Consider the following 25,636-nt stretch of genomic DNA (forward strand, 5'->3'; position numbering starts at 1 on the left):
CGTGGGCAGTGCGCACCCTCGGCGTCCGTAAAGCGAACTTCCTCTCCGCATAGTGCAGTTGAACGCTCCGAGTCAAGGTCTGTCTTTTCTCGTAAACCAGTAGTCAAATGTCGTCACTTGAATCGACGCGTTGAACGTGCGCGCACGGACCCCCAACCATCACCCGGTCCTCCTTGCCGTGCGCGCGGCGCGGGGGAGGAACTCAAGTGACCAGCAGACCCTGGACGTTCAGAGCACTCGCCGTCGGCGTGACGCTCGCGACCGCCTCCGTAGGCTTCGCCACCTTCGCGGTCGCGGAGGCCGCGACCCCGGCGAAGGCTGCCACCGTCGACCGGCACGACCCGTCGGCGAAGCAGGAGGAGCACGACCTCGACGGCCCCCTGAGCAAGACCCAGGAGGCCCAGCGCCAGGAGGCCCTCGACCAGGTCATATCCGGCAAGGCCCAGGTCAAGGACCGTGACGGATCCAAGGTCGTCCAGCTCAAGGGCAAGAAGGGCGACAGCAAGTACGTCGAACTCGGCCGCGAGAAGACGGACAAGATCTTCACGATCCTGGTGGAGTTCGGCGACCAGACCGACCCGCGCTACAACGGCACGGCCGGCCCGCTGCACAACCAGATAGCCCAGCCGGACCGCACCAAGGACAACTCCACGGCGTGGCAGGCGGACTACAACCAGGCCCACTTCCAGGACCTCTACTTCGGCACCGGCAAGAACACCGAGTCGCTGAAGAAGTACTACGAGAAGCAGTCCTCGGGCCGCTACTCGGTCGACGGTGAGGTCACCGACTGGGTCAAGGTCCCCTACAACGAGGCGCGTTACGGCAACAACGCCTGCGGCTCGACCACCTGCTCCAGCGTCTGGAACCTGGTGCGCGACGGCCTCACCGCCTGGGTCGCCGACCAGAAGGCGGCCGGCGAGTCCGACGCCGCCATCAAGGCCGACCTCGCCAAGTACGACCAGTGGGACCGCTACGACTACGACGGCGACGGCAACTTCAACGAGCCCGACGGCTACGTCGACCACTTCCAGATCGTGCACGCCGGCGAGGACGAGTCCGCGGGCGGCGGCGCCCAGGGCACCGACGCGATCTGGGCGCACCGCTGGTACGCCTTCGGCACCGACGCCGGCGCCACCGGCCCGGCCGACAACAAGCTCGGCGGCACCCAGGTCGGCGACACCGGCATCTGGGTCGGCGACTACACCATGCAGCCGGAGAACGGCGGACTCGGCGTCTACGCCCACGAGTACGGCCACGACCTCGGCCTGCCGGACGAGTACGACACCAACGGCGGCGAGAACTCCACCGGTTTCTGGACCCTGATGTCCTCCGGCTCCTGGCTGGGCACCGGCAAGGAGGCCATCGGCGACCTGCCGGGCGACATGAACGCCTGGGACAAGCTCCAGCTCGGCTGGCTCAACTACGACGTGGCCAAGGCCGACGCCAGGTCCAGCCACAAGCTGGGCGTCGCCGAGTACAACACCAAGAACAAGCAGGCCCTCGTGGTCTCGCTCCCCGACAAGGCGGTCACCACCACCGTGGTCACCCCGGCCGAGGGTTCGGCCCAGTGGTGGAGCGGCAGCGGCGACAACCTCAAGAACACGCTGACCCGTGACGTCGACCTCACCGGCAAGTCGTCGGCCACGCTGTCGCTCGACGGCTGGTACGACATCGAGGCGAACTACGACTACCTCTACACCGAGGTGTCCACCGACGGCGGCGCCAACTGGACCGCCCTGGACGGCACGGTGAACGGTGCGGCCATCCCGCGCGACGGCAGCGACAAGCCGGCGCTCACCGGTTCGGTCGACGCGTACACCAAGCTGTCGTACCCGCTGGACGCCTACGCGGGCCAGAAGATCCAGCTCCGCTTCCGCTACCAGACCGACGGCGGGGTCGCCCTCAAGGGCTTCGCGGCCGACGAGATCACGGTGACGGCGGACGGTTCGGCGGTCTTCTCCGACAACGCGGAGTCCGCGGACGCCGCTTGGACCGCCTCCGGCTTCTCCCGCATCGGCGCGTCCTTCACCAAGGACTACGCGCAGTACTACATCGCGGAGAACCGCCAGTACGTGTCGTACGACAAGACCCTCAAGGTCGGCCCGTACAACTTCGGCTTCTCGACGACCCGTCCGGACTGGGTGGAGCACTACCCGTACCAGAACGGCCTGTTGATCTGGAAGTGGGACACCTCCGAGGCGGACAACAACACCAGCGTCCACCCCGGTACCGGTCTGATCCTCCCGATCGACTCGCACCCGACGGCGCTGAAGTGGTCCGACGGCACGCTGATGCGCAACCGCATCCAGGCCTACGACTCGCCGTTCAGCCTCTACGCGACGGACGGCATCACGCTGCACAAGGCGGACGTGGCGACCAAGATCAGGAAGTCCTCCGGGGTGTCGGTCTTCAACGACCACAGGAGCGACTACTACGACGCGTCGAACCCGGCCGGCGGCGTCAAGATCACTGACACCAACACGAAGATCAGCATCGAGAAGGAGGCCCGGGACGGCTCGACGATCTCCCTCCGGGTCGGCCCCGCGGTGAAGTAAATCGCGTCTTCGCAGGTCAGACACGTTTCGGCGGTGACCCCCTTGGCGGGTCGCCGCCGATCGTGTTTAGGTGCGTCCTGTGGCTTTCTTATTGACACCGAGACGCACGGGGGTGTGACCGCATGGCCGCAGGAGGCTTCTGCAAGCTGCCGAACGGCAGGGTGGTGGTGGCGCTGAACCTGCCCAGCCCCGCCACCGCGGACGGCTGCTCCGCCGTCCGCGTACTCGTCCACGCCCACAACCGCGCCCGGGCCCTGACGAGGCTCCGCAACCTGGGCATGCGCGCCGTCTACCTGCGCGGCAACGCCGCCCCACCCACCCCGGACGAGATCACAGCCGTCCTCCACCACCCCGACGGCCTCATATGGAGAACGGCCCCTGACAACGGTGTCACCGCCACCGAACTCTGGAGACCGATCAGATCCCTCCTCCGAAGACCCACGGCCGCATAGCGCCCCGCAAGCGGCGCGGGGGCCTGCGCGACCAGCCCCCACCGACCCGCAGCCGCCCACTACCGAAGCAAGTGTCAGACCACCGGCTTCCCGGTGAGTTCCACGCCCGCTGCCCGCAGCTCCTCCAGCGCGCGTTCCGTCGTCTCCTCGGCGACGCCCGCCGTGAGGGCGAGGAGCACCTGTGTGCGGAAGCCCTCGTGCACGGCGTCCAGGGCGGTGGCCCGCACGCAGTGGTCGGTCGCGATGCCGACGACGTCCACCTCGTCGATCTTCCGCTCGCGCAGCCACTCGCCGAGCCCGACCCCGTTCTCGTCGGTGCCCTCGAAGCCGCTGTACGCCGCCGCGTACGCGCCCTTGCTGAACACCGCGTCCACCGCGCCGGAGGCGACCGCCGGGGCGAAGTTGGGATGGAAGCCCACCCCCTCCGTGCCTGCGACACAGTGCGCCGGCCAGCTGTGGACGTAGTCGGGGTTGTCGGCGAAATGGCCGCCCGGCGCGGTGTGGTGGTCGCGGGTCGCCACCACGTGGCGGTAGCCGGCCGGGGCCTGCCCGATCAGCTCCGTGATCGCGGCGGCCACATCGGCACCTCCGGCCACCGCGAGGCTGCCCCCCTCGCAGAAGTCGTTCTGCACATCAACGACGATCAAGGCGCGGCGCATGGTCGGTGTCCTTCGCTTTCGGTATCGGGTCCGTCGACGGGGGAGACGCGGAAAAGAGGGGTGCGGGCCCGGCCTGAACCTCCGAGCGTAGAGACTTACGGGGGCGTAGGGGAGGGGGCTTTGCGGGGCGCGTACGCGGGCACCCGCTCTAGCTACCCGAGCGCCCCCGTACGTACTCCGTCGGAATGACCGGTTCCCCACGGGAGAGCTGGGTCGCGGAGAGGGGCAGATTGGCCCGGGCCGCCGCGTGCCGCCCACGGGCCGCGTCCAGGGGCTCGCGGGCGACGACCTCCCCGGACTTCACCAGTTCGATCAGGAGCTGCTGGTCGACCAGGCCGGCCGGGACCTCGCCGGTACCGACGACCTCGGCCTCCGCCACCCCGTCGGCGTCCAGCCGCCGCGCCGCCCACTTGCGGCCGCCGACGGACGTCTTGCCGCCCGACGACTTCTTCGCCACCGGCACCAGCGGCGCCTTCGGGTCGGCGGACTCGGCGCGGGCGACCAGCTTGTAGACCATGGAGCAGGTGGGGTGCCCGGAGCCGGTGACCAGCTGGGTGCCGACGCCGTACGCGTCCACGGGGGCGGCGGCCAGCGAGGCGATGGCGTACTCGTCGAGGTCCGAGGTGACGATGATCCGGGTGTTCACGGCGCCCAGCTCGTCCAGTTGCTGGCGCACCCGGTGGGCGACGAGCAGCAGGTCGCCGGAGTCGATGCGGACCGCGCCCAGCTCCGGCCCGGCCACCTCCACGGCCGTCCGGACCGCCTCGGCGACGTCGTAGGTGTCCACCAGCAGGGTGGTGCCCCGGCCGAGCGAGTCCACCTGGGCCCGGAAGGCGTCCCGCTCGTGGTCGTGGAGCAGGGTGAAGGCGTGGGCGCTCGTCCCCACCGTCGGGATGCCGTAGCGGAAGCCGGCGGCGAGGTCGGAGGTGGTGGCGAAGCCGCCGACGTAGGCGGCGCGGGAGGCGGCCACGGCGGCCAGCTCATGGGTGCGGCGGGCGCCCATCTCGATCAGCGGGCGGGCCCCGGCGGCCGAGGACATCCGGGAGGCGGCGGCCGCGATCGCCGAGTCGTGGTTGAGGATCGAGAGGATCACGGTCTCCAGGAGCACGCACTCGGCGAAGGAGCCCTCCACCCGTACGATCGGCGACCCCGGGAAGTAGACCTCGCCCTCGGGGTAGCCCCAGACGTCCCCGCTGAAGCGGTACCCGGCCAGCCACTCCAGGGTCGGCCCGTCGACGATGGACCGCTCCGCCAGGAAGCCGAGGACGTCGTCGTCGAACCGGAAGTTCTCGACCGCGTCCAGGACGCGTCCGGTGCCCGCCACGACGCCGTAGCGGCGCCCCTCCGGCAGCCGCCGGGTGAAGACCTCGAAGACGCTCCGCCGCTCGGCCGTACCCGCCTTCAGTGCGGCCTGCAGCATCGTCAGCTCGTACTGGTCGGTGAAGAGCGCCGTCGACGGAACATCCACCGGCAGCCCAAGGTCCGCAGTGTTCATGGCAACAGATGCTACCCCCATTTCGTCAGTGTGACGATTTTTGGCGGCCGTGGCAGCATGGGCCATGTGACGTCACCCGCTCCCGTAGAGATCGAACGCACCGAATCGGCGGAGGAGACCTTCGCCGTACCCGAGCCCGACGTCCCGTGGATCACGCTCGTGCACAACGACCCGGTCAACCTGATGAGCTATGTGACGTACGTCTTCCAGACGTACTTCGGCTATCCCAAGGACAAGGCCCACAAGCTCATGCTGGACGTGCACCACAAGGGCCGGGCGGTCGTCTCCAGCGGTACCCGCGAGGAGATGGAGCGCGACGTGCAGGCGATGCACGGCTACGGACTGTGGGCCACCCTCCAGCAGGACCGGAAATAGCCTCCTCGACCAGGACCGGAAGCAGCGAACCCCCTCCATGCCAGGAATCTTCGAACCGCTCCCCGGCGGCGGCGCGGCCGTCGCCCTCGACGACGTAGAGATCTCGATCATCCGGACGCTGGCCGTCCAGCTCCTGGAGCTCATCGGCCCCGGTCCCGCCGAGGACGCCTCCGGCGATCCGCTCGCCGAGCTGTTCGCGGAGGGCCCGAGCGAGGCGCCCAGCGACCCGGTGCTGCGCCGGCTCTTCCCGGACGCCTACTGCGACCCGGAGAAGCTCCCGGACTCGGAGCAGGCGGCGGCGGAGCAGCGGGACCACTCGGCCGAGTTCCGCCGCTACACCGAGAACGACCTGCGGGCCGGCAAGCGGGAGAGCGCCCTGGCGGTGATCCGCTCCCTGGACGCCCTGGCCCCCGTGGAGAAGTCCGGCGCGGTCCTCAAGCTGTCCCAGGAGGAGTCCCGGCAGTGGCTCGGCGCCCTCAACGACCTGCGCCTGGCCATCGGCTCCCGGCTCGACATCACCGACGAGGACGACACCGACCTGCTCTACCGGCTCCCGGACGAGGACCCGCGCAAGCCGATGGTGATGGCCTATCTGTGGCTCGGCGGCCTCCAGGAGACCCTGGTAGCGACCCTTATGCCGTAATCTGCCCTGATTTTCCGTTCGCTCAGAGAACGCTCAAATCCGGATAACGATCCTGTCACCGATGCGGCCGTATATGTCCGTCTCGGTCGCGCTTTGTCCGCTTCTTCCGGTGGTGTGCGCCACAATCGCCCTCGGCGGACCCCGGTGATCAGTGTTGCGGGCGTGATAAATCTTCACGACCGCCCGGCGAACACACCACCCATGTGTACGACCGGGTGCGCCACCAGGCCGGCCACCACCGGCACGGCACCGCTCCATCATCCGGGGGGATCGAAACCCGATCCGAGGCCGACGAGAGGCCCGGTTCGGCATGGAGAAAGGCGCACACCACACATGACCTCCGCTCAGGTCGACACACCGGAGAAGACTTCCGGCGCCTCTGAAGAGGGGTACGAGCGCGGGCTCGGCAGCCGCCAGGTCCAGATGATCGCGATCGGCGGCGCCATCGGCGTCGGGCTCTTCCTGGGTGCCGGGGCGAACATCGCCAAGGCCGGACCCAGCCTCATCCTGATGTACGCCCTCGCCGGCGCCATCGTCTTCTTCATCATGCGGGCCCTCGGCGAGCTGCTGCTCTACCGTCCGGTCTCCGGCTCCTTCGCCGAGTACTCCCGGGAGTTCCTCGGCCCGTTCTTCGGCTACTTCACCGGCTGGACGTACTGGCTGATGTGGGTCGTCACCGGCATGGCCGAACTGACGGCCGCCGCGATCTACGTCAACTACTGGTTCCCCTCCGTCCCCCAGTGGGTGACCGCGCTGGTCTTCCTGGTGATCCTCTTCGGGGTCAACCTGATCTCCGTGAAGGTGTTCGGAGAGCTGGAGTTCTGGTTCTCCATGGTCAAGGTCACCGCCCTGATCGGCATGATCGTGATCGGCCTGGGCGTCCTGACCTTCGGCTTCAGCAGCGCCGGCGACACCGCCTCGGTCGCGAACCTCTACCAGTTCGACGGCTTCTTCCCCAAGGGCGTCGGCTCCTCCCTGATGACCCTGCAGGGCGTCATGTTCGCCTACCTCGCGGTCGAGCTGGTCGGCGTCACCGCCGGCGAGTCGGAGAACCCCGAGAAGACCCTCCCCAAGGCGATCAACACCCTGCCCTGGCGCATCGCCCTCTTCTACGTCGGCGCGCTCACGGTGATCCTCTGCGTCGTGAAGTGGACCGAGTTCGCCCCGGGCGTCTCGCCCTTCGTCGCGGCCTTCGCGAAGATCGGCATCCCGGCCGGCGCCGGCATCGTCAACTTCGTCGTCCTCACCGCGGCCCTCTCCTCCTGCAACTCCGGCATGTACTCCACGGGCCGCATGCTGCGCACCCTCGCCGACAGCGGCGAGGCCCCGGCCGTCTTCCGCAGGCTGTCCGCGTCGAAGACCCCGGCGTTCGGCATCACCGTCTCGGTCCTCTTCATGGGCATCGGCGTGGTCCTCAACTACGTCGTCCCGGAGAAGGCCTTCGGCTACGTCACCTCCGTCGCCACCGCGGCCGGCATCTGGACCTGGCTGATGATCCTGATCAGCCACGTGCTGTACCGCCGCGCGGTCGAGGCGGGCCGGCTGCCGGCCTCCTCCTTCCCGGCCCCGGGCGGCGCGGTGTGCAGCTGGATCGCCATCGTGTTCCTGCTCTTCGTGACCTGCCTGATCGCCTACGACGCCGACTCCCGCGTCTGCCTCTACGTGATGGCCGGCTGGGCCGCCGCGCTCGGCGTCGGCTGGCTGGTCCTGAAGAACCGCAACCCCGAGGTCGCCGCGCGGCACGATACGGCGCCGCTGGAGAAGGCGAACTGACCAACCCCTCCGGGACGCCCGCCGCGGGGAGCACTCGTGGCGCCCCCCGCGGCAGCCGCTCAGGGCGTCCGGCATCCGGGCCGTCCCGTACCACCCACCGGTACGGGGCGGCCCTTTGCTTATCCTGGCGAACATGCTGACCATCACCCAGGCCCTCGTCGACCAGATCGTCGCCCACGCGCGCAAGGACCACCCCGACGAGGCGTGCGGCGTCGTCGCGGGCCCGGCGGGCTCGGACCGCCCCGAGCGGTTCATCCCGATGCTGAACGCGGCGATGTCCCCCACGTTCTACGAGTTCGACTCCGGCGACCTGCTGAAGCTCTACCGCGAGCTGGACGACCGCGACGAGGAGCCGGTGGTCATCTACCACTCCCACACGGCGACGGAGGCGTACCCGTCCCGGACGGACATCTCCTACGCCAACGAGCCCGGCGCCCACTACGTCCTCGTCTCGACGGCCGACACCGACGGCCTCGGCGACTTCCAGTTCCGCTCGTACCGCATCGTGGACGGCGACGTGACGGAGGAGGAGGTCAGGGTGGTCTGAAATCTTCTCCGCCGCGGCGGCGCTCAGCCACGGCGGTGGATTTCGGCGGTGCCGGACCGGCCGGTGGGCACCTGCGGGCCGGTGGGGGCTGGTCGCGCAGTTCCCCGCGCCCCTTACGTCGGCTGCCTCCAGCCATGTCTCAAAGTTCGGTCAGAATCCGTCCGGTATGTGGGATCACACTCCAGGACATCGGCCGGGAATCGATACGATGACCCCATGGTTCTGAACGACGTGAGCGAGAAGGCGCCGGGCAGCATGCTCGTGGCGCGGCTGCACGTCGACCTGTGCAGGCTGAACAGCGCCATCTGTTGACGTTTCCCTGCCGCCGTACGGCCATGAGCCGCGGCGTGCTGCTGTGCGCGCCCAACCACCCAGACTTCCCGACAGGAGCCCGCAACCATGGCCATCGAGGTCCGCATCCCGACCATCCTCCGCCAGTACACCGACGGTCAGAAGGCGGTGGAGGGCAGCGGTGACACCATCGCCGACCTCTTCAACGACCTCGAGACCCGGCACGCCGGCATCCACGCCCGCATCGTGGACGACGGCAAGCTGCGCCGCTTCGTCAACGTGTACCTGAACGACGAGGACGTCCGTTTCGTCGACGGCATCAACACCAAGCTCACCGACGGCGACACCGTGACGATCCTGCCGGCGGTCGCCGGTGGCATGGCCTGAGATCGGCATGCGCTACGACTCCCCGTTGGCCGCGGTGGGCAACACCCCCCTGGTGTGCCTGCCGCGGCTCTCGCCGTCCGCCGACGTCCGGATCTGGGCGAAGCTGGAGGACCGCAACCCGACCGGCTCGGTCAAGGACCGCCCGGCCCTGCACATGATCGAGCAGGCGGAGAAGGACGGCCGGCTCACCCCGGGCTGCACCATCCTGGAGCCGACCTCCGGCAACACCGGCATCTCGCTCGCGATGGCGGCCAAGCTCAAGGGCTACCGCATGGTCTGCGTGATGCCCGAGAACACCTCGCAGGAGCGCCGGGACCTGCTGGGCATGTGGGGCGCGGAGATCATCTCCAGCCCGGCCGCCGGCGGTTCCAACACCGCCGTGCGCGTGGCCAAGGAGCTCTCCGCCGAGCACCCCGACTGGGTGATGCTCTACCAGTACGGCAACCCGGACAACGCGGGCGCGCACTACGCGACGACCGGTCCGGAGATCCTCGCCGACCTGCCGTCGGTCACGCACTTCGTCGCCGGGCTCGGCACCACCGGCACGCTCATGGGCGTCGGCCGGTACCTGCGTGAGCAGAAGCCGGACGTGAAGATCGTCGCCGCCGAGCCGCGGTACGACGACCTGGTCTACGGGCTGCGCAACCTCGACGAGGGCTTCGTGCCCGAGCTCTACGACGCCTCCGTGCTCACCACCCGCTACTCGGTCGGCTCGGCGGACGCCGTGACCAGGACCCGGGAGCTGCTGCAGCAGGAGGGCATCTTCGCGGGCATCTCCACCGGCGCCGCGCTGCACGCCGCGATCGGCGTGGGGAAGAAGGCCGTTCAGGCCGGGGAGAGCGCGGACATCGTGTTCGTGGTCGCCGACGGCGGCTGGAAGTACCTGTCGACGGGCGTCTACACCGCCGCCACCACCGAGGAAGCCATCGCGACCCTCCAGGGTCAGCTCTGGGCATAGTCCTCATCATGTACGCGCCAACCCCCTCCTATGAGGGGGCTAAGCGCTCTCTATGCCGGGGCAAAGATCTTCGTCCGGGGGAGCCGTCCGCGACCGGATCCCGTTAGGTTCTGCACCGTCCTGTCATGCCACGCACCTCGGCGTCGCAGGGTGTTCGGAATGTCATGCTCATGACTGCGCGCACTCTGCCGCCGCTACGCGCGTCACGGGCCTGCCTTGTAACCCCACTGATGGAGGCAGTACCCCATGCGTGAATCACGACGGAGCCTGCGAAGACTCATTGCCTTCGCCTTCCCCGCCCTCGCCCTCACCGTCTCCGGATTCGTCGCGGCACCGACCGCGCAGGCGCAGACCGCCGCGGCGCAGACCGCCCACACCGCGCAGACCTCCCGGGTCACCCAGAACTCCAAGGCGCTCACCGACCCGGCCCGGCAGGCCGTGCACAGCACCGGCAAGGCCGGCCAGAAGGTGCCGACCAAGCATCTGTGCGCCACCGTCTCCAAGCCCGGTGAGGTCAACTGCTTCGCGCAGCGCCGCACCGACATCAAGCAGCAGCTGTCCTCGGCGCTCGCGGCCGCCCCCTCCGGCCTGAGCCCGACCAACCTGCACAGCGCCTACAACCTGCCCTCAACGGGCGGCTCCGGTCTGACCGTTGCCGTGGTCGACGCCTACAACGACCCCAACGCGGCCTCCGACCTGGCCACTTACCGTTCCCAGTACGGCCTGTCGGCGTGCACGGTCGCCAACGGCTGCTTCAAGCAGGTCAGCCAGACCGGTTCGACCACCTCGCTGCCGACGAACGACTCCGGCTGGGCCGGCGAGGAAGCGCTCGACATCGACATGGTCAGCGCGGTCTGCCCGAACTGCAACATCATCCTCGTCGAGGCCAGCTCGGCCACCGACTCCGACCTCGGCACCGCCGAGAACGAGGCCGTCGCGCTCGGCGCCAAGTTCGTCTCCAACAGCTGGGGCGGCTCCGAGTCCTCCTCGCAGACCAGCGAGGACACCTCGTACTTCAAGCACCCGGGTGTCGCGATCACCGTCTCCGCCGGTGACGAGGACTACGGCGCCGAATACCCGGCGACCTCCCAGTACGTGACCGCCGTCGGCGGCACCGCGCTCTCCACCTCCTCCTCCACCCGCGGCTGGACCGAGTCCGTGTGGAAGACCAGCTCCTCCGAGGGCACCGGCTCCGGCTGCTCCTCCTACGACGCGAAGCCGAGCTGGCAGACCGACACCGGCTGCACCAAGCGCATGGAGTCCGACGTCTCCGCGGTCGCCGACCCGGCCACCGGCGTGGCGGTCTACGACACCTACGGCGGCTCCGGCTGGGCGGTCTACGGCGGTACGAGTGCCTCCTCGCCGATCATCGCCGGCGTCTACGCCCTCGCGGGCACCCCGGGCTCCAGCGACTACCCGGCGAAGTACCCGTACTCGCACACCAGCAACCTGTACGACGTCACCAGCGGCAACAACGGCTCCTGCTCGACCGCCTACTTCTGCACCGCCGAGACCGGCTACGACGGCCCGACCGGCTGGGGCACCCCGAACGGCACCACCGCCTTCACCTCCGGCACCAGCACCGGCAACACGGTGACCGTCACCAACCCGGGCAGCCAGTCCACCACCACCGGCTCCTCGGTCAGCCTCCAGATCTCGGCGACCGACAGCGCCAGCGCCACCCTGACCTACAGCGCGAGCGGCCTGCCCACCGGCCTGTCCATCTCCAGCTCGACCGGTCTGATCTCCGGTACGGCGTCCACCGCGGGCACCTACAGCACCACCGTCACCGCGACCGACTCCACCGGCGCCTCCGGCTCGGCCTCCTTCACCTGGACCGTCGGCTCCTCCAGCGGCACCTGCACCTCGTCCCAGCTGCTGGGCAACAACGGCTTCGAGTCCGGCAACACCACCTGGACCGCGTCCAGCGGCGTCATCACCAACTCCAGCAGCGAGTCGGCGCACGGCGGTTCCTACTACGCCTGGCTCGACGGCTACGGATCGACCCACACCGACACGCTGTCCCAGTCGGTGACGATCCCGAGCGGCTGCACCAACACCACCTTCACGTTCTACCTGCACATCGACACCGCCGAGACCACCACCAGCACCCAGTACGACAAGCTGACGGTGACCGCCGGTTCGACCACCCTGGCCACGTACTCCAACCTCAACGCGGCCTCCGGCTACGTGCAGAAGTCCTTCAGCCTCGGGTCCTACGCGGGCTCCACCGTCACCCTGAAGTTCAGCGGTGTCGAGGACTCCTCGCTGCAGACCAGCTTCGTCGTCGACGACACCGCCGTCACGACCGGCTGACCCGCCTCGCGAAGTGACCGGATCCCGCCCCCGGAAGCCGTCCGGGTGCGGGATCCGTACGACCCGGGGATACGTCACATCGGCACCAAGGGTCCGTTCCCCGACGGAAAGGCGGACACCCCATGCGCCGTACGACGTTCCACCGCGCGTCGCTCGCTGCGGCCACGCTCCTGCTGCTGGCGGGCTGCGGCTCGCAGAGCGGGAGCGGCGACAAGGGCAGCGGCGCGGTGTCCCCCTCGCCGAGCGCGTCCTCGCCCAGCGCGTCCTCGCCCGGCACGGCCTCGCCCAGTGCCTCCACCGGCTGTGTCAGCGGTACCGGTGAGCTCACCGCCGCCGACAACGGCCGTACCGTCTGCCTGGCGGTCGGCGGACAGCTCCGGCTCGGCCTCGACGGCAGCAGGCAGCGCCCCTGGAAGGCCGTCACCGCCACCGGCTCCGCGCTGAAGGCCACGAACTCCGGGATCGTGCTCCAGCCGGGCGACGCCTCCGCCGCCTACGACGCGGTCGCCGCGGGCACCGCCACCCTCAGCTCCTCCCGCCCGCTGTGCGCCCAGCCCACCGCGCCCGGCCAGGTCTCCTGCAAGGCGATCGAGGAGTGGCACGTCACCGTACGGGTGAGCTGACCGTCAGCCGGCCAGGTGCCGCACCTGGTCCCACAGCACCGGGTCGACCACGCCCACCCGGCGCCGGAAGTCCCACACCGCGAGTTCGCGCAGCTCGTCCGTCTCCAGGAAGCTCGGCCGGCCCTGGGCGTCCCCGACCGAGCCCGGCGGCAGCGGGATCACCCCGGCCCGCTCGTCGTGGTACTTGCTGGTGATCTTGGCGACGGTGGCCCGGTTCCCGCGCACCGCCAGCACCAGACAGGGCCGGTCCTTGGCGCCGGGACCGTCCTCGTAGGGCACGTTGGCCCACCAGATGTCCCCCGGATGGGGCCGTCCGACCTGCTCACGCGTGGCGCGCGGATGCCCCGGCGGACGCGTCCGGTGCCCGCGCGGACGGTGCCCCCTGCCCCACCCGTCCACGAGCGTGGCGACCAGCGCCAGCAGGACGACTGCCGCGAGCGCGAGCCACCATGACGTGTCCATACGACGACGTTACCGGCGCGAGATAATCGCCGCGCGCCCTTGCGCAATCCTCCTGCGCCCCCGGTCCAGCCGAACCGGTGACACCACAGGTGAGTTCGCCCACAACGGCCCCTGGCGGAGGAGCGACCGGCCCTTTTGCGCCTTACGCTCGACAAACCGCACGACCCCCGTCATGCCCTTTTTCCCGACTCCAGTTCCCAGCGCATCTGGGTTTCCGCCAACGGAGGTTTCTGCTTCATGAAGCTCACCGTCGTCGGCTGCTCGGGGTCGTTCCCGTCCGCGGAATCGGCCTGCTCGAGCTACCTCGTAGAGGTCGACGGCTTCCGGCTGCTCCTCGACATGGGCAACGGCGCCCTGGGCGAGCTGCAGCGCCACTGCGGTCTCTACGACCTCGACGCGATCTTCCTGAGCCATCTGCACGCCGACCACTGCATCGACATGTGCGCCTACTTCGTGGCGCGCTACTACCGCCACGACGGCGGCCCGTGCCCCCCGATCCCGGTCTACGGCCCCGAGGGCACCGAACACCGCCTCACCACGGCCTACGCCGACACCCCCACCGCCTCCTCGATGAGCGAGGTCTTCGACTTCCACACGGTCAAGCCGTCCACGTTCGACCTCGGGCCCTTCACGGTCCACACCGAGCGGGTCCGCCACCCCGTGGAGGCGTACGGCATCCGCGTCGAACACGCCGGGAAGTCCCTGACGTACTCGGGCGACACCGGGGTCACGGACGCGCTCGAAGACCTGGCCCGGGACACCGACCTGTTCCTGTGCGAGGCCGCCTTCACGCACGGCAAGGAGAACATCCCGGACCTCCACCTCAACGGCCGCGAGGCCGGTGAGACGGCCGCCCGCGCCGGCGCCCGCCGGCTCCTCCTCACCCACATCCCGCCGTGGACCGACCCCGCCGTCAACCTCGCCGACGCCCGCGAGGTCTTCGACGGCCCGGTCGACCTCGCGGCGCCGAGGGTGACGTACGAGATCTGACCGCCGTACTTACAGGGCTGTAGCGGATGTGCGGCTCCGCCGCGTGGGGCCTGTACGTACACGACGAAGGCCCCCCGCAGCCGCCGGGCTGCGGGGGGCCTTCGTCATGTACGTCACGGGAGGAGCCTCACGCCTTCGTGAGGTCCTCGACCTCCTCCTCGGGCTCACGGCCCGGGGTGGGGAGGTTGAAGCGGATGATGGCGAAGCGGAAGACGAAGTAGTAGATCGCGCCGAAGGCGAGGCCGACGGGGATCAGCAACCAGGGCTTGGTGGAGATACCCCAGTTGATGAACACGTCGGTCAGACCGGCGGAGAAGCTGAAGCCCATGTGCATGCCCAGGGCCCAGGTCACGGCCATCGACAGCGCGGTGAGCACGGCGTGGATCGCGTACAGCAGCGGGGCGATGAACATGAACGAGAACTCGATGGGCTCGGTCACACCCGTGACGAACGAGGTCAGCGCCAGCGACATCATCATGCCCATCACGGCTTGGCGGCGCTCGGGCCGGGCAGTGTGCGCGATGGCGAGGGCGGCGGCGGGCAGACCGAACATCATGATCGGGAAGAAGCCGGTCATGAACATACCGGCGCTTGGGTCGCCGGCGAAGAAGCGCGGCAGGTCGCCGTGGAAGACGGTGCCGGCGGAGTTGGTGTAGTCGCCGATCTGGAACCAGGCCACGGAGTTGACGAACTGGTGCATGCCGATGGGGATCAGCGCGCGGTTGATGAGACCGAAGAGCGCCGCGCCGAAGGCACCGAGCCCGGTCATCCATTCGCCGAAGCTGGTGATGACGTCACCGATGGGCTGCCAGCCGAGGACGACCAGGACACCGAGGACCGCGCCGACGACGGCCATGATGATGGGCACCAGCCGGCGGCCGTTGAAGAAGCCGAGCCAGTCCACGAGCTTCTTGCGGTGGTAGCGCTGCCACAGCACGGCGGTCAGCAGGCCGATGATGATGCCGCCGAGTACGCCCGGGTTCTGGAAGGTCGCGGCCGTCGCGGCCTCGTGCCCCTTCTGCCAGAAACCGCCGAAGGGGGCGACCGACGTGTAGGTGGCCCCGTCGTGTCCGTCCTTGATCGGGAACTGGTGGATCACTGCGTAGTAGGTGAGGAAGCTGACCAGGGCCGCGAGCGCCGTCGAGCCGTCGGCCTTCTTGGCGAAGCCAATGGCCACCCCTATGCAGAACAGCAGCGGCAGCCCGAACGAGCCGTCGAAGAGGATGCCGCCGGCGCCGGCGAAGACCTTCGCGACGTCGGTCGGAAGATGGAGCTTCGCCTGGACGTCAGGCTGGCCGAGGCGCATCAGGAGCCCAGCGGCCGGGAGCACGGCGATCGGGAGCTGGAGGCTGCGGCCGACCTTCTGCAGGCCCTGGAACAGACCGGATCCCCACTTCTTTGTGGGAGCCGCCGTTGTGGTGGCGGTTGTCATACGTCCTCCATCGGTGGTGGTCTACACCACTCAGTGGTGTAGACCTGTTGTACACGATGGGGGCGTTATAAGGAACCCGTCAGTTCCGCAACCGGAGAACTACGCTTTGTGCGCCGGACGGCAACCGTCCGCTTAAGCCTTGGTGACGTCCTCCACCTCGTCCTCCGGCTCCCGGCCCGGGGTCTTCAGATCGAACCTCGTGATGGCGAAGCGGAAGATCACGTAGTAGACGGCCGCGAAGCACAGGCCGATCGGGACGATGGCCCAAGGCCGCGTCGCCAGGTTCCAGTTGATGACGTAGTCGATGAGCCCGGCCGAGAAACTGAAGCCGTCGTGCACGCCCAGCCCCCAGGTCACCGCCATCGACACGCCCGTGAGCAGCGCGTGCACCGCGTAGAGGAGGGGGGCGATGAAGAGGAAGGAGTACTCGAGCGGCTCGGTGATGCCCGTCACGAACGAGGTCAGCGCCACCGACAGCATCAGACCGCCGATCTCCTTGCGCCGGTGCGGCTTGGCGCAGTGCGTGATGGCCAGCGCCGCGGCCGGCAGCGCGAACATCATGATCGGGAAGAAGCCCGAGGTGAACTGGCCGGCGTCCGGGTCGCCCGCCAGGAACATGTTGATGTCGCCGTGCACGGTCTGGCCCTCGGGCGTGGTGTAGCTGCCGAACTGGAACCAGATGGGCACGTTCAGGAACTGGTGCAGCCCGATGACCAGCAGCGCCCGGTTCGCGACCCCGAACACCCCGGCGCCCCACGCGCCCGCGTCCCGCAGCCAGTGGCTGAAACTCTCCAGTCCGTCCCCGACCGGCGGCCACACCCACAGGCACAGCACCGCGAAGACGATCGCGACGAACGACATGATGATCGGCACGAGCCGGCGGCCGTTGAAGAAGCCGAGCCAGTCGACCAGCCGGGTGCGGTGGAACCGCGCCCAGAAGTAGGCCGTCAGCAGCCCCAGCGCGATCCCGCCGAAGACCCCGGGGTTCTGGAACGTGAACGTCGACACCGACCCGTCGCGCACCTGGCAGCCGATCCCCGGCAGGGTCTTCGATCCGCCCGGACAGTCCTGCGGGAACTGGTGCAGCACCCCGTAGTAGACGAGGAACCCCGCCACCGCCGCCAGCGCCGTCGAACCGTCCGCCTTCTTCGCCATCCCGATCGCGACCCCGACGCAGAACAGCAGCGGCAGCCCGATCGAACCGTCGAGCAGCGCGCCGCCCGCGCCCTTCATCACCTGGGAGACATCCGTCCAGCCGAGCCCCTGGTCGCCGAAGACGTCGGGCTGGCCCAGCCGGTTGAGGATCCCCGCCGCCGGCAGCACCGCGATCGGCAGCTGCAGACTCCGGCCCATCTTCTGCAGCCCCTGGAACAGGGTCTGCCACCGCTCCCGCCCGGGACTGACCGTGCTGTCGGCGCTCTCGGCACTCATGGGCGCGTCCTCCGGGCCGCTCGGCTCCACCGCGGGGTCGGCCGCGGGGGTTTGTCGACCGCCCACCAGCTGGTGTAGACCAGTCGGCAGACGGTTCCGCCGCGGTGCTCGCCATCATTCGGCACACGCGGCACGACCGCTCGCAAAGTTGGGCCAACTGTGGGTTACTGCGACAAAGCGGTTCGGATCAGGGAGAAGGAACATGGCCAGCAAGGCTGAGAAGATCGTCGCCGGCCTCGGCGGAATCGACAACATCGACGAGATCGAGGGCTGCATCACCCGGCTGCGCACCGAGGTGCACGACGCCTCGCTGGTCGACGACGCCGCCCTGAAGGCCGCCGGCGCCCACGGCGTCGTCAAGATGGGCACCGCCATCCAGGTCGTCATCGGCACCGACGCCGACCCGCTCGCCGCGGAGATCGAAGACATGATGTGAGCCCTCGGGCGCACCGGCGAAGGGGCTCCTCCCGCCTCGGGAGGAGCCCCTTCCGTCGCTCCCGATAGGCTCATGGCCATGTCTCGAATCGACGGCCGCACCCCCGAACAACTCCGCCCGGTCACCATCGAACGCGGCTGGAGCAAGCACGCCGAGGGCTCCGTCCTCGTCTCCTTCGGCGACACCAAGGTCTTCTGCACCGCCTCCGTCACCGAAGGCGTCCCCCGCTGGCGCAAGGGCAGCGGCGAGGGCTGGGTCACCGCGGAGTACGCCATGCTTCCCCGCGCCACCAACACCCGCGGCGACCGCGAGTCCGTCAAGGGCAGGATCGGCGGCCGCACCCACGAGATCTCCCGCCTGATCGGCCGCTCGCTGCGCGCCGTCATCGACTACAAGGCCCTCGGCGAGAACACCGTCGTCCTCGACTGCGACGTCCTGCAGGCCGACGGCGGCACCCGTACCGCCGCGATCACCGGCGCGTACGTCGCGCTCGCCGACGCCGTCACCTGGGCGAAGGAGCGCAAGCTCATCAGGGCCGGTCGCCAGCCCCTGACCGGCACCGTCTCCGCCGTCTCCGTCGGCATCGTGGGCGGCGTCCCGCTCCTCGACCTCTGCTACGAGGAGGACGTCAAGGCGGACACCGACATGAACGTCGTCTGCACCGGCGACGGCCGCTTCGTCGAGGTCCAGGGCACCGCCGAGGCCGAGCCCTTCGCCCGCGACGAGCTCAACGCCCTGCTCGACCTCGCGGTGAACGGCTGCACCGACCTCGCCGCCATCCAGCGCGCGGCGCTGGAGACCGCCGCCGCGGAAAAGTAAAGGGAACCAAAAAAGCCGAGGCAACCCGGGCGGCCGGCCCCGCGTCCGTATGGGTACGGGCGCACGGCGTGTACAACCGTGCGCCCGGCCAGTCTGACAACGGGGAGGAACACCATCATGGCCGCCAGCCGACGCCGAGGCCGTCGTCACACCGCCATCGCCGCCGTGGCCGCGACCACCGCACTCACCGCGGTCCTGCTCAGCGGCTGCGACGCGGTCGACAAGGCACTGGACTGCGTGCAGACCGCCGACACCATCGCCGACAGCGTCACCCGCCTCCAGCAGGCCGTGGAGAACGCGTCGAACGACCCGACCCAGATCGACGACGCCATCACGTCCATCGGGAACGACCTCGACAAGATCGACAGCAAGACGGACAACGCCGACCTGGACAAGGCGACCCAGGACATGCGCGAGGCCCTGACCAAGGTCCAGACCGCCGTCCAGAACGGCGACAACACCCCGGACATCAGCGGGGTCACGGACGCGGCCGGGGAACTGACGAAGGTCTGCAAGCCGTAGCACCCTCACCAGCCCCCGCGCCGACCCCCGCGCCGGCCCCCTCGCCGACGGGACCCGGCGCGGGGGCCCCGGCACTGCCGGGATACTGGTCCCCATGACCCGCCTGATCCTCGCCACCCGCAACGCCGGGAAGATCACCGAACTGCACGCGATCCTCGCCGGGGCCGGGCTGCCCCACGAACTGGTCGGCGCGGACGCCTACCCCGACATCCCCGACGTCAAGGAAACGGGCGTCACCTTCGCCGAGAACGCGCTCCTCAAGGCCCACGCCCTCGCACAGGCCACCGGTCTCCCGGCGGTCGCCGACGACTCGGGCCTCTGCGTGGACGTCCTGGGCGGCGCCCCCGGCATCTTCTCCGCCCGCTGGGCCGGCCGCCACGGCGACGACCGGGCCAACCTGGACCTGCTCCTCGCCCAGCTCTCCGACATCGCCGACGGACACCGCGCCGCCCACTTCGCCTGCGCGGCGGCCCTGGCGCTGCCCGACGGCACCGAGCGCGTGGTGGAGGGGCAACTGCGGGGCGTCCTGCGGCACACCCCGTCCGGCACGAACGGCTTCGGCTACGACCCGATCCTCCAGCCGGAGGGGGAGAGCAGGACCTGCGCCGAGCTGACCCCGGCCGAGAAGAACGCGATCAGCCACCGGGGCAAGGCGTTCCGGGCGCTGGTGCCGGTGGTGCGCGAGCTGCTGGGCGCCTAGAGAGCCGGGCGCCTGGAGAGTGGTGCGGCCGGAGGGACTCGAACCCTCACGGGAGTTACCCCACTGGGACCTAAACCCAGCGTGACTGCCAATTCCACCACGGCCGCGCGGTGCTGCCCGGCCATGCTAGCGGCCGGGCAGTCGGGTCAGATGCCCAGATCCTTGATGATCTTGGCCACGTGGCCGGTGGCGCGGACGTTGTAGAGGGCGCGCTCCACCTTGCCGTCCTCGTCCACGACGACCGTGGAACGGATGACGCCCAGATAGGTCTTGCCGTAGTTCATCTTCTCGCCGAACGCGCCGTACGCGTCCAGGACCTTCTTGTCGGGGTCCGCGAGCAGGGTGACCCGGAGGTTCTCCTTCTCGCGGAACTTGCCCAGTTTCTCGGGGGCGTCGGGGGAGATGCCGATGACGTCGTAGCCCGCACCCGCCAGCAGGTCGAGGTTGTCCGTGAAGTCGCACGCCTGCTTCGTGCAGCCCGGCGTGAGGGCGGCCGGGTAGAAGTAGACGATGACCTTCCGGCCCTTGTGGGCGGAGAGGGACACCTCGTTGCCGTCGGCGTCGGAGAGGGTGAAGTCGGGGGCCACGTCCCCGGGCTGGAGTCGCTCGCTCATCGGTCTAGCGTAACGGGGGGTCCTGGCATGGCGACGGTGGCAAGAACTGACAGACTGTCCAGAACAGGCAGTACGGCAGACTTCGGAGGGCCTACGGTGGCGGAGACGTCGGACACCAGAACCCCGGCGCAGATCGAGGCGGACATCAAGCGCCGCCGCGACGTGCTGGCCGAGACGCTGGACGAGATCGGGGTGCGGGTGCATCCGAAGACCATCGTCGGCGATGCGAAGGCCAAGGTCGCGGCCAACGTCGATCACACGCTCGGGAGGGCCTATGTCCAGGTCAACCGGGTCGTGAGTGACGTGAGGGCGCAGTTCGTGGACGAGGAGGGCGCGCCGCGGCTGGAGCGCGTGGTGCCGGTCGCCCTCGTCGCCGTGGGCGTGGTCGGGCTGCTGGTCTTCAGCGGTACCCGGCGGCGTAAGAGCTGACCAGAGGCAGGGTAGGTTCACAGGCGTGAGCGCCAACAGAAACGACACCCAACACGACAAGCTGCCCATCCGCATGCTGCACGACCGGGTCCTGGTCAAGCAGGACACCGGTGAGGGCGAGCGGCGTTCCGGCGGCGGGATCCTGATCCCGGCCACGGCGGCGGTCGGCCGGCGGCTGGCCTGGGCCGAGGTGGTCGCGGTCGGGCAGAACGTGCGGACGGTGGAGCCCGGCGACCGGGTGCTGTACGACCCGGAGGACCGTGCCGAGGTCGAGGTGCGGGGGGTCGCGTATGTGCTGATGCGGGAGCGCGATCTGCACGCGGTGGCCGCCGACCGGTTCGAGGGCTCGGAGGACTCGACCGGCCTGTATCTCTGATTCAGAGGCTGAGAAGGGCCTGGTGACTGCGGTCACCAGGCCTTTTTGTGTTTTCTTTGCTACCTTCCAAGGAGCCAGCCCGACGAGACGCGCCGTACCGGGACCGTGAAGGCAAAGACGACGCACCCCGTTCCGTGAGTCTCTCGGAGGTGCTCGTCATGGTTGCCTGGGTTCTGCTGGTCGTCGCCGGTCTGCTGGAGGTCGGCTGGTCGGTGGGGATGAAGTACACCGACGGTTTCACCCGGCTCGTCCCCAGCCTGCTCACCGGCGGCGGGATCGTCGCCAGCATGCTGCTGCTGTCCTACGCCGCGAAGACCCTCCCCATCGGTACCGCCTACGGCGTGTGGGTGGGGATCGGCGCGGCCGGGGCGGCGGTGTACGGAATGGCGGTGCTCGGGGAGCCGGCCACCGCCGCCCGGATCTTCTTCGTGTGCCTGCTGCTGGTCGCCGTGGTGGGCCTCAAGGCGACCAGCGGCCACTGACCGGAGCCACCGGCGGATCCACCGGGGGCCAACGGCGCTACTGGAATCCGAATCCTCCGTTGTCCCCTGCTGTCGTCCCGGTCGTGGTCCCGGCGTCCGAGGTCCCGCTCGTCGTCCCCGTACTGGTGCCGTCGGTGGTGGTTCCGGTGGACGTGCCCGAATCGGTGCCCGAACTGGTCGTCCCGGTCGTGGTGCCCGAACTCGTCGTACCGGAGTCGGTGCCGGAGGTCGTCGTACCGGACGTGGTGGAGCCGTCGGTGGTGGAGCCGTCCGTCGTGGAGCCGTCGGTGGTGCCCCCGTTGTCCTGGCCGCCGTCGGTGGTGCCGCCGTTGTCCTGGTTCCCGCCGGTGGTGCCGCCGTTGTCCTGGCCGCCGGTGCCCGGGGTGGCCGGGGCCTGGGTGGCCGGGGCCACGGTCTCGGCACCCGCCTGGAGGTCCAGGTCGAAGGTCGAGGCCGTGGTGCCCTCCAGGGCGTCCTTGGTGTACTGCGACCAGATCTCGGTCGGGGCCCCGCCACCGTTGATGCGGGCGAGGCCGAGCGCGCCGTACAGCGGCATGTGCTTGGCCGTGACCGGGTCCTGGCCCATCACGGAGACCACGGTGGCCAGGTCGGGGGTGTAGCCCGCGAACCAGGCGGCGGTGTCCTCCTCGGCGGTGCCGGTCTTGCCGGCCGCCGGGCGGCCCGCGGCCTGCGCGGCGGTGGCGGTGCCGTTCTCGACCACGCTCTGCAGGATCGAGGTGGTGGTGTCCGCCGCCTGCCGGCTGACCGCCTGCTTGACCGTGGACTCCGGGAGCTTGATCTCCTGCGTGCCGTCCTTGGTGACCTTGTCGACCAGCGTGTACGTGCCGTGCTTGCCGTGGTTGGCGAGCGTGGCGTACGCCTCCGCCATGTCCAGGACGCTGGCGGTCGCGGTGCCGAGCGCGATCGACGGGTACGGCTGCAGGTCCGGGGTGTCCGAGGGCAGGCCCAGGTCGACCGCGGTCTGCTTGACCTTGGACGGGCCGACGTCGACCGCCATCTGCGCGTACACCGAGTTCACCGACAGGTCGGTGGCCTTGCGGACGGTGATCTGGCCGTACGACTTCTCGTCCTCGTTCTCCGGCGCGTAGCCGCCGCCGGACCAGCCCTGCACGGCCCGCTTGTTGGTGCCGTCGTAGTAGGTGTTCGGGGTGATGGTCTGGCCGGACTGGGTGGTGGAGTCGTTGTCGACGGCGGAGGCGAACACGAACGGCTTGAAGGTGGAGCCGACCTGGAAGTCACCGCGGGTCGCGCCGTTGGTGTACTGCTTCACGTAGTCGATGCCGCCGTACATGGCGACGACCTTGCCGGTCTTCGGGTCGACCGAGGCACCGCCGGCGCGCACGTAGTTGTCGGCCTTGTTGTTCTTCTTGTCCAGCTTGGACATCAGCTTGTCGTCGACCGCCTTCACGAAGGCGTCCTGCTTGCTCTTCTCGATGGTGGTCGTGATGCGGTAGCCGCCGGCCTCCAGGGAGTCGGCGTCGACGATCTTGTTCTTGATCAGGTAGCTCTTGACGGCCTCGACGAGGTAGCCGCGCTGCCCCGACATCCCGGTGGAGACGGTCTGCTCCTTGGGCATCGGGAACTTCATGCCGGTCCGCTTGGACTCGCTCAGCCAGCCCTTCTTGACCATGCCGTCCAGGACGTAGTTCCAGCGGGCGACGGCCGCCGCCTTGTTCTCCGGGTGCGCGACGACGTCGTACTCGCTCGGCGCGTTGACCAGCGCGGCGAGGTAGGCGGCGCGGGCCGGGTCCAGGTCGGCGGCGTCCTTGCCGTAGTAGGCCTGGGCGGCGGCCTGGATGCCGTAGGCGTTGCGGCCGAAGTAGCTGGTGTTGAGGTAGCCCTCCAGGATCTGGTCCTTGGACTCCGTGCGGTCCAGCTTGATCGCGATGAAGAACTCCTTCACCTTGCGGGTGACGGTCTGCTCCTGCGCCAGGTAGTAGTTCTTCACGTACTGCTGGGTGATCGTCGAGCCGGACTGGGTGCCCTTGCCGGTCGCGGTGTTCCAGCCGGCCCGCAGCATCGCCTTGGGGTCGACGGCGGACTCGGTGTAGAACTCGCGGTCCTCGGCGGCGAGCACGGCGTGCTGGGCGTCCTTGGAGACCTGGGCGAGGGTCACGTTCTCCCGGTTGACCTCGCCGTCGCGGGCGAGCTGGGAGCCGTCGGCGTACAGGTACACGTTGGACTGCTTGGTGGCGAACGTGTTGGCCGCCGGGATCTTCACCATCGAGTAGCCGAGGAAGAACAGGCCGATCAGCAGCAGTACGCCGAGCACGAAGGTGCCGAGCACCATCCGCCAGGTCGGGATGATCCGCCGCCATCCGGTCCGCTTGGGCCGCTTCATCTTCTTCTCGCCCCCCTTCGTCTCCACGCCGGCCGCGGGCGGCCCCACCGGGGAGGGCTCCGCCGCGGACGCCGTGACCGCGGCGGCGGGCGCCGGTGTCTTCGGCGCCCTGATCGCCGCGAGTTGCCGTGTCTGCGTGTCCTGCCTGTCCTGCGCGTTCTGCCTCTCCTGTGCGTCCTGCGTGTCCTGCTGGTCCCGTCTGTCCTGCGGGTCCCGCTTCTCGCCGGCCGGCGCGCCCGACCGGGCCTTCGGCACCGTGACCGCCGTGAGCTGCCGGGTCTGGGTGTCCTCGGCCGCCGCCCGAGGCGGTGCGACCTTCTTCTCACCCGCCGTGGAAGGCTTCGGCTCCTTCGGTTCCCGCGCCTCCTCCGGCTCCTTCGCCTCGGCCACCGGCTGCGGTGGGGTCTGCTTCTCCTCGGCCACGGCCGCGGCCGGCGGCTCCGTCGGGCCTCCGCCGCCCTGGTTCGGCTGTCGCGGCTGCGGCTCGTCGCTCATGTCGTGCACGGACTCCTGTTTCGCGTCGTACGTTCGTTCCCGTACGACCTCGTACGCTTCTGCGCCCCCTGTTGAAGACTCTCGCACCACGCGTTCCGTTCCCGGATTCCGGCACGCTTCGGTCACGGAAATTGCGTGGCCTGCGGTGTCGCCGGCGCAGTAGGCTCCTGCGCTTCGGTGTCGGGCGGTCCGGGAGGTCGGTTGGCGTGGGCGCGGGACGGTTGTACACGGCCGTCGCAGCGGGGGGTTTCCGACGGTACGCGACGTACCGGGCGGCCACCGCGGCCGGAGTGTTCACCAACACGGCCTTCGGGATCATCCTCGTCTACACGTACTTGGCGCTGTGGGACGAGAAACCGCACCTCGGAGGCTATGACCAGGCACAGGCGGTCACCTATGTGTGGCTCGGACAGTGCCTCTACGCGACGCTCGCGATCCAGGGCGGGGGCGCGGAAAAAGACCTGATGGAGCGTATCCGCACGGGTGAGATCGCGATCGACCTGTACCGTCCGGCCGATCTTCAACTGTGGTGGCTGTCGATCGACTTGGGCCGGTCGCTGTTCCAGATGCTGGGACGGGGCGTGATCCCGTTCGTGTTCGGCGCGGTGTTCTTCCCGATGGCCCTGCCGACGGCCGCCGCCACCTGGGCCGCGTTCCTGGTCGCGCTGTTCCTGGCGACGCTGGTCAGCTTCGGCATCCGCTACCTGGTCGCGCTGAGCGTGTTCTGGCTCATGGACGGCATGGGCGTCAGCCAGGTCCTGGCGATCACGGGGATCTTCTTCTCCGGCATGACCCTGCCGCTGAACGTCTTCCCGGGCGGCCTCGGCGAGGTCGTACGGGTCCTGCCGTGGGCGGCGCTGATCCAGCTGCCGGCGGACGTGCTGATGGGCGAGACCGCCCCGCTGGGCGCGTACGCCTTCCAGGGCGCGTGGGCGGTGGCGCTGCTGGCGGCCGGCCGGCTGCTGCAGACGGCGGCGACCCGGCGGGTGGTGGTGCAGGGTGGGTGAGCGTG

Annotated in this window: 27 protein-coding genes, 1 tRNA gene and 1 riboswitch; of the genes, 20 read left to right on the top strand and 8 right to left on the bottom strand. The window is 69.4% G+C overall.

From position 1 onward, the window contains the following. Positions 1-206 precede the first annotated feature (206 nt). Positions 207-2,555, top strand: coding sequence for an immune inhibitor A domain-containing protein (locus ACIPSJ_RS00565; RefSeq protein ID WP_359226592.1), 2,349 nt, complete (start codon positions 207-209; stop codon positions 2,553-2,555). Between the two features lie 122 nt (positions 2,556-2,677). Then, positions 2,678-3,007, top strand: a complete 330-nt coding sequence (locus ACIPSJ_RS00570) for a hypothetical protein (protein WP_355711293.1) — start codon at positions 2,678-2,680, stop codon at positions 3,005-3,007. 74 nt (positions 3,008-3,081) lie between these two features. Here ACIPSJ_RS00570 and ACIPSJ_RS00575 read toward each other — a convergent pair whose 3' ends face one another. Further along, a complete protein-coding gene (locus ACIPSJ_RS00575) occupies positions 3,082-3,666 on the bottom strand; it encodes an isochorismatase family protein (protein WP_401342368.1) in 585 nt (194 codons plus the stop codon). A gap of 148 nt (positions 3,667-3,814) precedes the next feature. Then, positions 3,815-5,161 carry a nicotinate phosphoribosyltransferase gene (locus ACIPSJ_RS00580; RefSeq protein WP_401342370.1) on the bottom strand — a complete coding sequence of 449 codons (1,347 nt, stop codon included), beginning with the start codon at positions 5,159-5,161 and terminating at the stop codon, positions 3,815-3,817. Between the two features lie 57 nt (positions 5,162-5,218). Between ACIPSJ_RS00580 and clpS the strand changes: the two genes are divergently transcribed. From clpS to ACIPSJ_RS00625, 9 genes are all read left to right on the top strand, one after another. Further along, positions 5,219-5,536 (top strand): ATP-dependent Clp protease adapter ClpS, encoded by a 318-nt coding sequence (gene clpS / locus ACIPSJ_RS00585; protein WP_359226597.1) that lies wholly within the window; start codon positions 5,219-5,221, stop codon positions 5,534-5,536. Positions 5,537-5,573: 37 nt separating this feature from the next. Next, the gene (locus ACIPSJ_RS00590; protein ID WP_359226599.1) at positions 5,574-6,179 is read left to right on the top strand and encodes a DUF2017 domain-containing protein; all 606 of its coding nucleotides are present in this window, start codon (positions 5,574-5,576) and stop codon (positions 6,177-6,179) included. A gap of 333 nt (positions 6,180-6,512) precedes the next feature. After that, a complete protein-coding gene (locus ACIPSJ_RS00595; RefSeq protein ID WP_401342372.1) occupies positions 6,513-7,952 on the top strand; it encodes an amino acid permease in 1,440 nt (479 codons plus the stop codon). Between the two features lie 133 nt (positions 7,953-8,085). Then, positions 8,086-8,499, top strand: coding sequence for a Mov34/MPN/PAD-1 family protein (locus ACIPSJ_RS00600; protein WP_401342374.1), 414 nt, complete (start codon positions 8,086-8,088; stop codon positions 8,497-8,499). 216 nt (positions 8,500-8,715) lie between these two features. Further along, a complete protein-coding gene (locus ACIPSJ_RS00605; protein ID WP_355711299.1) occupies positions 8,716-8,811 on the top strand; it encodes a putative leader peptide in 96 nt (31 codons plus the stop codon). Positions 8,812-8,898: 87 nt separating this feature from the next. After that, on the top strand, positions 8,899-9,177 hold the full coding sequence (locus ACIPSJ_RS00610; protein ID WP_089106666.1) for a MoaD/ThiS family protein: 279 nt from the start codon (positions 8,899-8,901) through the stop codon (positions 9,175-9,177). Between the two features lie 7 nt (positions 9,178-9,184). Further along, positions 9,185-10,135 (top strand): cysteine synthase, encoded by a 951-nt coding sequence (locus ACIPSJ_RS00615; protein ID WP_365693035.1) that lies wholly within the window; start codon positions 9,185-9,187, stop codon positions 10,133-10,135. 246 nt (positions 10,136-10,381) lie between these two features. Continuing rightward, positions 10,382-12,451 carry a putative Ig domain-containing protein gene (locus ACIPSJ_RS00620; RefSeq protein ID WP_401342377.1) on the top strand — a complete coding sequence of 690 codons (2,070 nt, stop codon included), beginning with the start codon at positions 10,382-10,384 and terminating at the stop codon, positions 12,449-12,451. A 122-nt stretch (positions 12,452-12,573) separates the two neighbouring features. Beyond that, positions 12,574-13,074, top strand: coding sequence for a hypothetical protein (locus tag ACIPSJ_RS00625; protein ID WP_401342378.1), 501 nt, complete (start codon positions 12,574-12,576; stop codon positions 13,072-13,074). Positions 13,075-13,077: 3 nt separating this feature from the next. On the opposite strand, the gene ACIPSJ_RS00630 is transcribed toward ACIPSJ_RS00625, so the two are convergent. Continuing rightward, the gene (locus ACIPSJ_RS00630; protein ID WP_355711303.1) at positions 13,078-13,536 is read right to left on the bottom strand and encodes a type II toxin-antitoxin system PemK/MazF family toxin; all 459 of its coding nucleotides are present in this window, start codon (positions 13,534-13,536) and stop codon (positions 13,078-13,080) included. Positions 13,537-13,773: 237 nt separating this feature from the next. On the opposite strand from ACIPSJ_RS00630, the gene ACIPSJ_RS00635 reads away from it, so the two are divergent. Then, positions 13,774-14,526, top strand: a complete 753-nt coding sequence (locus ACIPSJ_RS00635) for an MBL fold metallo-hydrolase (RefSeq protein ID WP_401342379.1) — start codon at positions 13,774-13,776, stop codon at positions 14,524-14,526. 127 nt (positions 14,527-14,653) lie between these two features. Here ACIPSJ_RS00635 and ACIPSJ_RS00640 read toward each other — a convergent pair whose 3' ends face one another. Both ACIPSJ_RS00640 and ACIPSJ_RS00645 read right to left on the bottom strand, forming a co-directional pair. Further along, positions 14,654-15,958 carry a PTS transporter subunit EIIC gene (locus ACIPSJ_RS00640; protein ID WP_401342381.1) on the bottom strand — a complete coding sequence of 435 codons (1,305 nt, stop codon included), beginning with the start codon at positions 15,956-15,958 and terminating at the stop codon, positions 14,654-14,656. A 132-nt stretch (positions 15,959-16,090) separates the two neighbouring features. Then, the gene (locus tag ACIPSJ_RS00645; RefSeq protein WP_401342382.1) at positions 16,091-17,389 is read right to left on the bottom strand and encodes a PTS transporter subunit EIIC; all 1,299 of its coding nucleotides are present in this window, start codon (positions 17,387-17,389) and stop codon (positions 16,091-16,093) included. Between the two features lie 202 nt (positions 17,390-17,591). On the opposite strand from ACIPSJ_RS00645, the gene ACIPSJ_RS00650 reads away from it, so the two are divergent. The 4 genes from ACIPSJ_RS00650 to rdgB all read left to right on the top strand — a co-directional run bounded on the left by ACIPSJ_RS00650 (position 17,592) and on the right by rdgB (position 19,866). After that, entirely contained in the window at positions 17,592-17,825 is a 234-nt protein-coding gene (locus tag ACIPSJ_RS00650) for a PTS glucose/sucrose transporter subunit IIB (RefSeq protein ID WP_359215832.1), read from the top strand. 78 nt (positions 17,826-17,903) lie between these two features. Beyond that, entirely contained in the window at positions 17,904-18,644 is a 741-nt protein-coding gene (gene rph / locus ACIPSJ_RS00655; RefSeq protein ID WP_355711308.1) for a ribonuclease PH, read from the top strand. Between the two features lie 117 nt (positions 18,645-18,761). Next, the gene (locus ACIPSJ_RS00660) at positions 18,762-19,166 is read left to right on the top strand and encodes a hypothetical protein (RefSeq protein ID WP_401342384.1); all 405 of its coding nucleotides are present in this window, start codon (positions 18,762-18,764) and stop codon (positions 19,164-19,166) included. A 94-nt stretch (positions 19,167-19,260) separates the two neighbouring features. Further along, positions 19,261-19,866 carry an RdgB/HAM1 family non-canonical purine NTP pyrophosphatase gene (rdgB, locus tag ACIPSJ_RS00665; protein ID WP_359215824.1) on the top strand — a complete coding sequence of 202 codons (606 nt, stop codon included), beginning with the start codon at positions 19,261-19,263 and terminating at the stop codon, positions 19,864-19,866. Positions 19,867-19,886: 20 nt separating this feature from the next. Here rdgB and ACIPSJ_RS00670 read toward each other — a convergent pair. Then, positions 19,887-19,973 (bottom strand) — tRNA-Leu (locus ACIPSJ_RS00670). Between the two features lie 39 nt (positions 19,974-20,012). Then, on the bottom strand, positions 20,013-20,480 hold the full coding sequence (gene bcp, locus ACIPSJ_RS00675) for a thioredoxin-dependent thiol peroxidase (protein WP_359215821.1): 468 nt from the start codon (positions 20,478-20,480) through the stop codon (positions 20,013-20,015). Between the two features lie 96 nt (positions 20,481-20,576). Here bcp and ACIPSJ_RS00680 point away from each other — a divergent pair, with 96 nt between their 5' ends. The 3 genes from ACIPSJ_RS00680 to ACIPSJ_RS00690 all read left to right on the top strand — a co-directional run bounded on the left by ACIPSJ_RS00680 (position 20,577) and on the right by ACIPSJ_RS00690 (position 21,767). Then, positions 20,577-20,909, top strand: a complete 333-nt coding sequence (locus ACIPSJ_RS00680; RefSeq protein WP_355711312.1) for a DUF3618 domain-containing protein — start codon at positions 20,577-20,579, stop codon at positions 20,907-20,909. 73 nt (positions 20,910-20,982) lie between these two features. Further along, complete coding sequence (locus tag ACIPSJ_RS00685) at positions 20,983-21,285, top strand: co-chaperone GroES (protein ID WP_076089203.1); 303 nt, start codon at positions 20,983-20,985, stop codon at positions 21,283-21,285. A 53-nt stretch (positions 21,286-21,338) separates the two neighbouring features. Further along, positions 21,339-21,412: riboswitch (guanidine-III (ykkC-III) riboswitch) on the top strand. Between the two features lie 31 nt (positions 21,413-21,443). Next, positions 21,444-21,767: an SMR family transporter gene (locus ACIPSJ_RS00690; RefSeq protein WP_365692970.1), complete on the top strand. Its 324-nt coding sequence runs from the start codon at positions 21,444-21,446 to the stop codon at positions 21,765-21,767. A 37-nt stretch (positions 21,768-21,804) separates the two neighbouring features. Here the strand turns inward: ACIPSJ_RS00690 and ACIPSJ_RS00695 are convergent, their stop codons facing one another. Next, a complete protein-coding gene (locus tag ACIPSJ_RS00695) occupies positions 21,805-24,129 on the bottom strand; it encodes a transglycosylase domain-containing protein (protein WP_401344515.1) in 2,325 nt (774 codons plus the stop codon). A gap of 701 nt (positions 24,130-24,830) precedes the next feature. Here ACIPSJ_RS00695 and ACIPSJ_RS00700 point away from each other — a divergent pair. Continuing rightward, a complete protein-coding gene (locus ACIPSJ_RS00700) occupies positions 24,831-25,631 on the top strand; it encodes an ABC transporter permease (RefSeq protein ID WP_401342388.1) in 801 nt (266 codons plus the stop codon). The last annotated feature ends 5 nt before the right edge of the window (positions 25,632-25,636 follow it).

The sequence above is a fragment of the Streptomyces sp. NPDC090088 genome, from assembly GCF_044747345.1.
Lineage (GTDB): Bacteria > Actinomycetota > Actinomycetes > Streptomycetales > Streptomycetaceae > Streptomyces.

Bases quoted from the DNA above. Each gene is read 5' to 3' on its own strand.
- ACIPSJ_RS00645 (WP_401342382.1), bottom strand. From the start codon at position 17,389: ATGAGTGCCGAGAGCGCCGACAGCACGGTCAGTCCCGGGCGGGAGCGG.
- ACIPSJ_RS00635 (WP_401342379.1), top strand. From the start codon at position 13,774: ATGAAGCTCACCGTCGTCGGCTGCTCGGGGTCGTTCCCGTCCGCGGAA.
- ACIPSJ_RS00695 (WP_401344515.1), bottom strand. From the start codon at position 24,129: ATGAAGCGGCCCAAGCGGACCGGATGGCGGCGGATCATCCCGACCTGG.
- ACIPSJ_RS00625 (WP_401342378.1), top strand. From the start codon at position 12,574: ATGCGCCGTACGACGTTCCACCGCGCGTCGCTCGCTGCGGCCACGCTC.
- rdgB (WP_359215824.1), top strand. From the start codon at position 19,261: ATGACCCGCCTGATCCTCGCCACCCGCAACGCCGGGAAGATCACCGAA.
- ACIPSJ_RS00615 (WP_365693035.1), top strand. From the start codon at position 9,185: ATGCGCTACGACTCCCCGTTGGCCGCGGTGGGCAACACCCCCCTGGTG.
- clpS (WP_359226597.1), top strand. From the start codon at position 5,219: ATGGGCCATGTGACGTCACCCGCTCCCGTAGAGATCGAACGCACCGAA.
- ACIPSJ_RS00580 (WP_401342370.1), bottom strand. From the start codon at position 5,161: ATGAACACTGCGGACCTTGGGCTGCCGGTGGATGTTCCGTCGACGGCG.
- ACIPSJ_RS00650 (WP_359215832.1), top strand. From the start codon at position 17,592: ATGGCCAGCAAGGCTGAGAAGATCGTCGCCGGCCTCGGCGGAATCGAC.
- ACIPSJ_RS00610 (WP_089106666.1), top strand. From the start codon at position 8,899: ATGGCCATCGAGGTCCGCATCCCGACCATCCTCCGCCAGTACACCGAC.
- ACIPSJ_RS00630 (WP_355711303.1), bottom strand. From the start codon at position 13,536: ATGGACACGTCATGGTGGCTCGCGCTCGCGGCAGTCGTCCTGCTGGCG.
- ACIPSJ_RS00605 (WP_355711299.1), top strand. From the start codon at position 8,716: ATGGTTCTGAACGACGTGAGCGAGAAGGCGCCGGGCAGCATGCTCGTG.
- ACIPSJ_RS00590 (WP_359226599.1), top strand. From the start codon at position 5,574: ATGCCAGGAATCTTCGAACCGCTCCCCGGCGGCGGCGCGGCCGTCGCC.
- ACIPSJ_RS00600 (WP_401342374.1), top strand. From the start codon at position 8,086: ATGCTGACCATCACCCAGGCCCTCGTCGACCAGATCGTCGCCCACGCG.
- bcp (WP_359215821.1), bottom strand. From the start codon at position 20,480: ATGAGCGAGCGACTCCAGCCCGGGGACGTGGCCCCCGACTTCACCCTC.
- ACIPSJ_RS00660 (WP_401342384.1), top strand. From the start codon at position 18,762: ATGGCCGCCAGCCGACGCCGAGGCCGTCGTCACACCGCCATCGCCGCC.
- ACIPSJ_RS00595 (WP_401342372.1), top strand. From the start codon at position 6,513: ATGACCTCCGCTCAGGTCGACACACCGGAGAAGACTTCCGGCGCCTCT.
- ACIPSJ_RS00620 (WP_401342377.1), top strand. From the start codon at position 10,382: ATGCGTGAATCACGACGGAGCCTGCGAAGACTCATTGCCTTCGCCTTC.
- rph (WP_355711308.1), top strand. From the start codon at position 17,904: ATGTCTCGAATCGACGGCCGCACCCCCGAACAACTCCGCCCGGTCACC.
- ACIPSJ_RS00690 (WP_365692970.1), top strand. From the start codon at position 21,444: ATGGTTGCCTGGGTTCTGCTGGTCGTCGCCGGTCTGCTGGAGGTCGGC.
- ACIPSJ_RS00640 (WP_401342381.1), bottom strand. From the start codon at position 15,958: ATGACAACCGCCACCACAACGGCGGCTCCCACAAAGAAGTGGGGATCC.
- ACIPSJ_RS00570 (WP_355711293.1), top strand. From the start codon at position 2,678: ATGGCCGCAGGAGGCTTCTGCAAGCTGCCGAACGGCAGGGTGGTGGTG.
- ACIPSJ_RS00575 (WP_401342368.1), bottom strand. From the start codon at position 3,666: ATGCGCCGCGCCTTGATCGTCGTTGATGTGCAGAACGACTTCTGCGAG.
- ACIPSJ_RS00685 (WP_076089203.1), top strand. From the start codon at position 20,983: ATGCTGCACGACCGGGTCCTGGTCAAGCAGGACACCGGTGAGGGCGAG.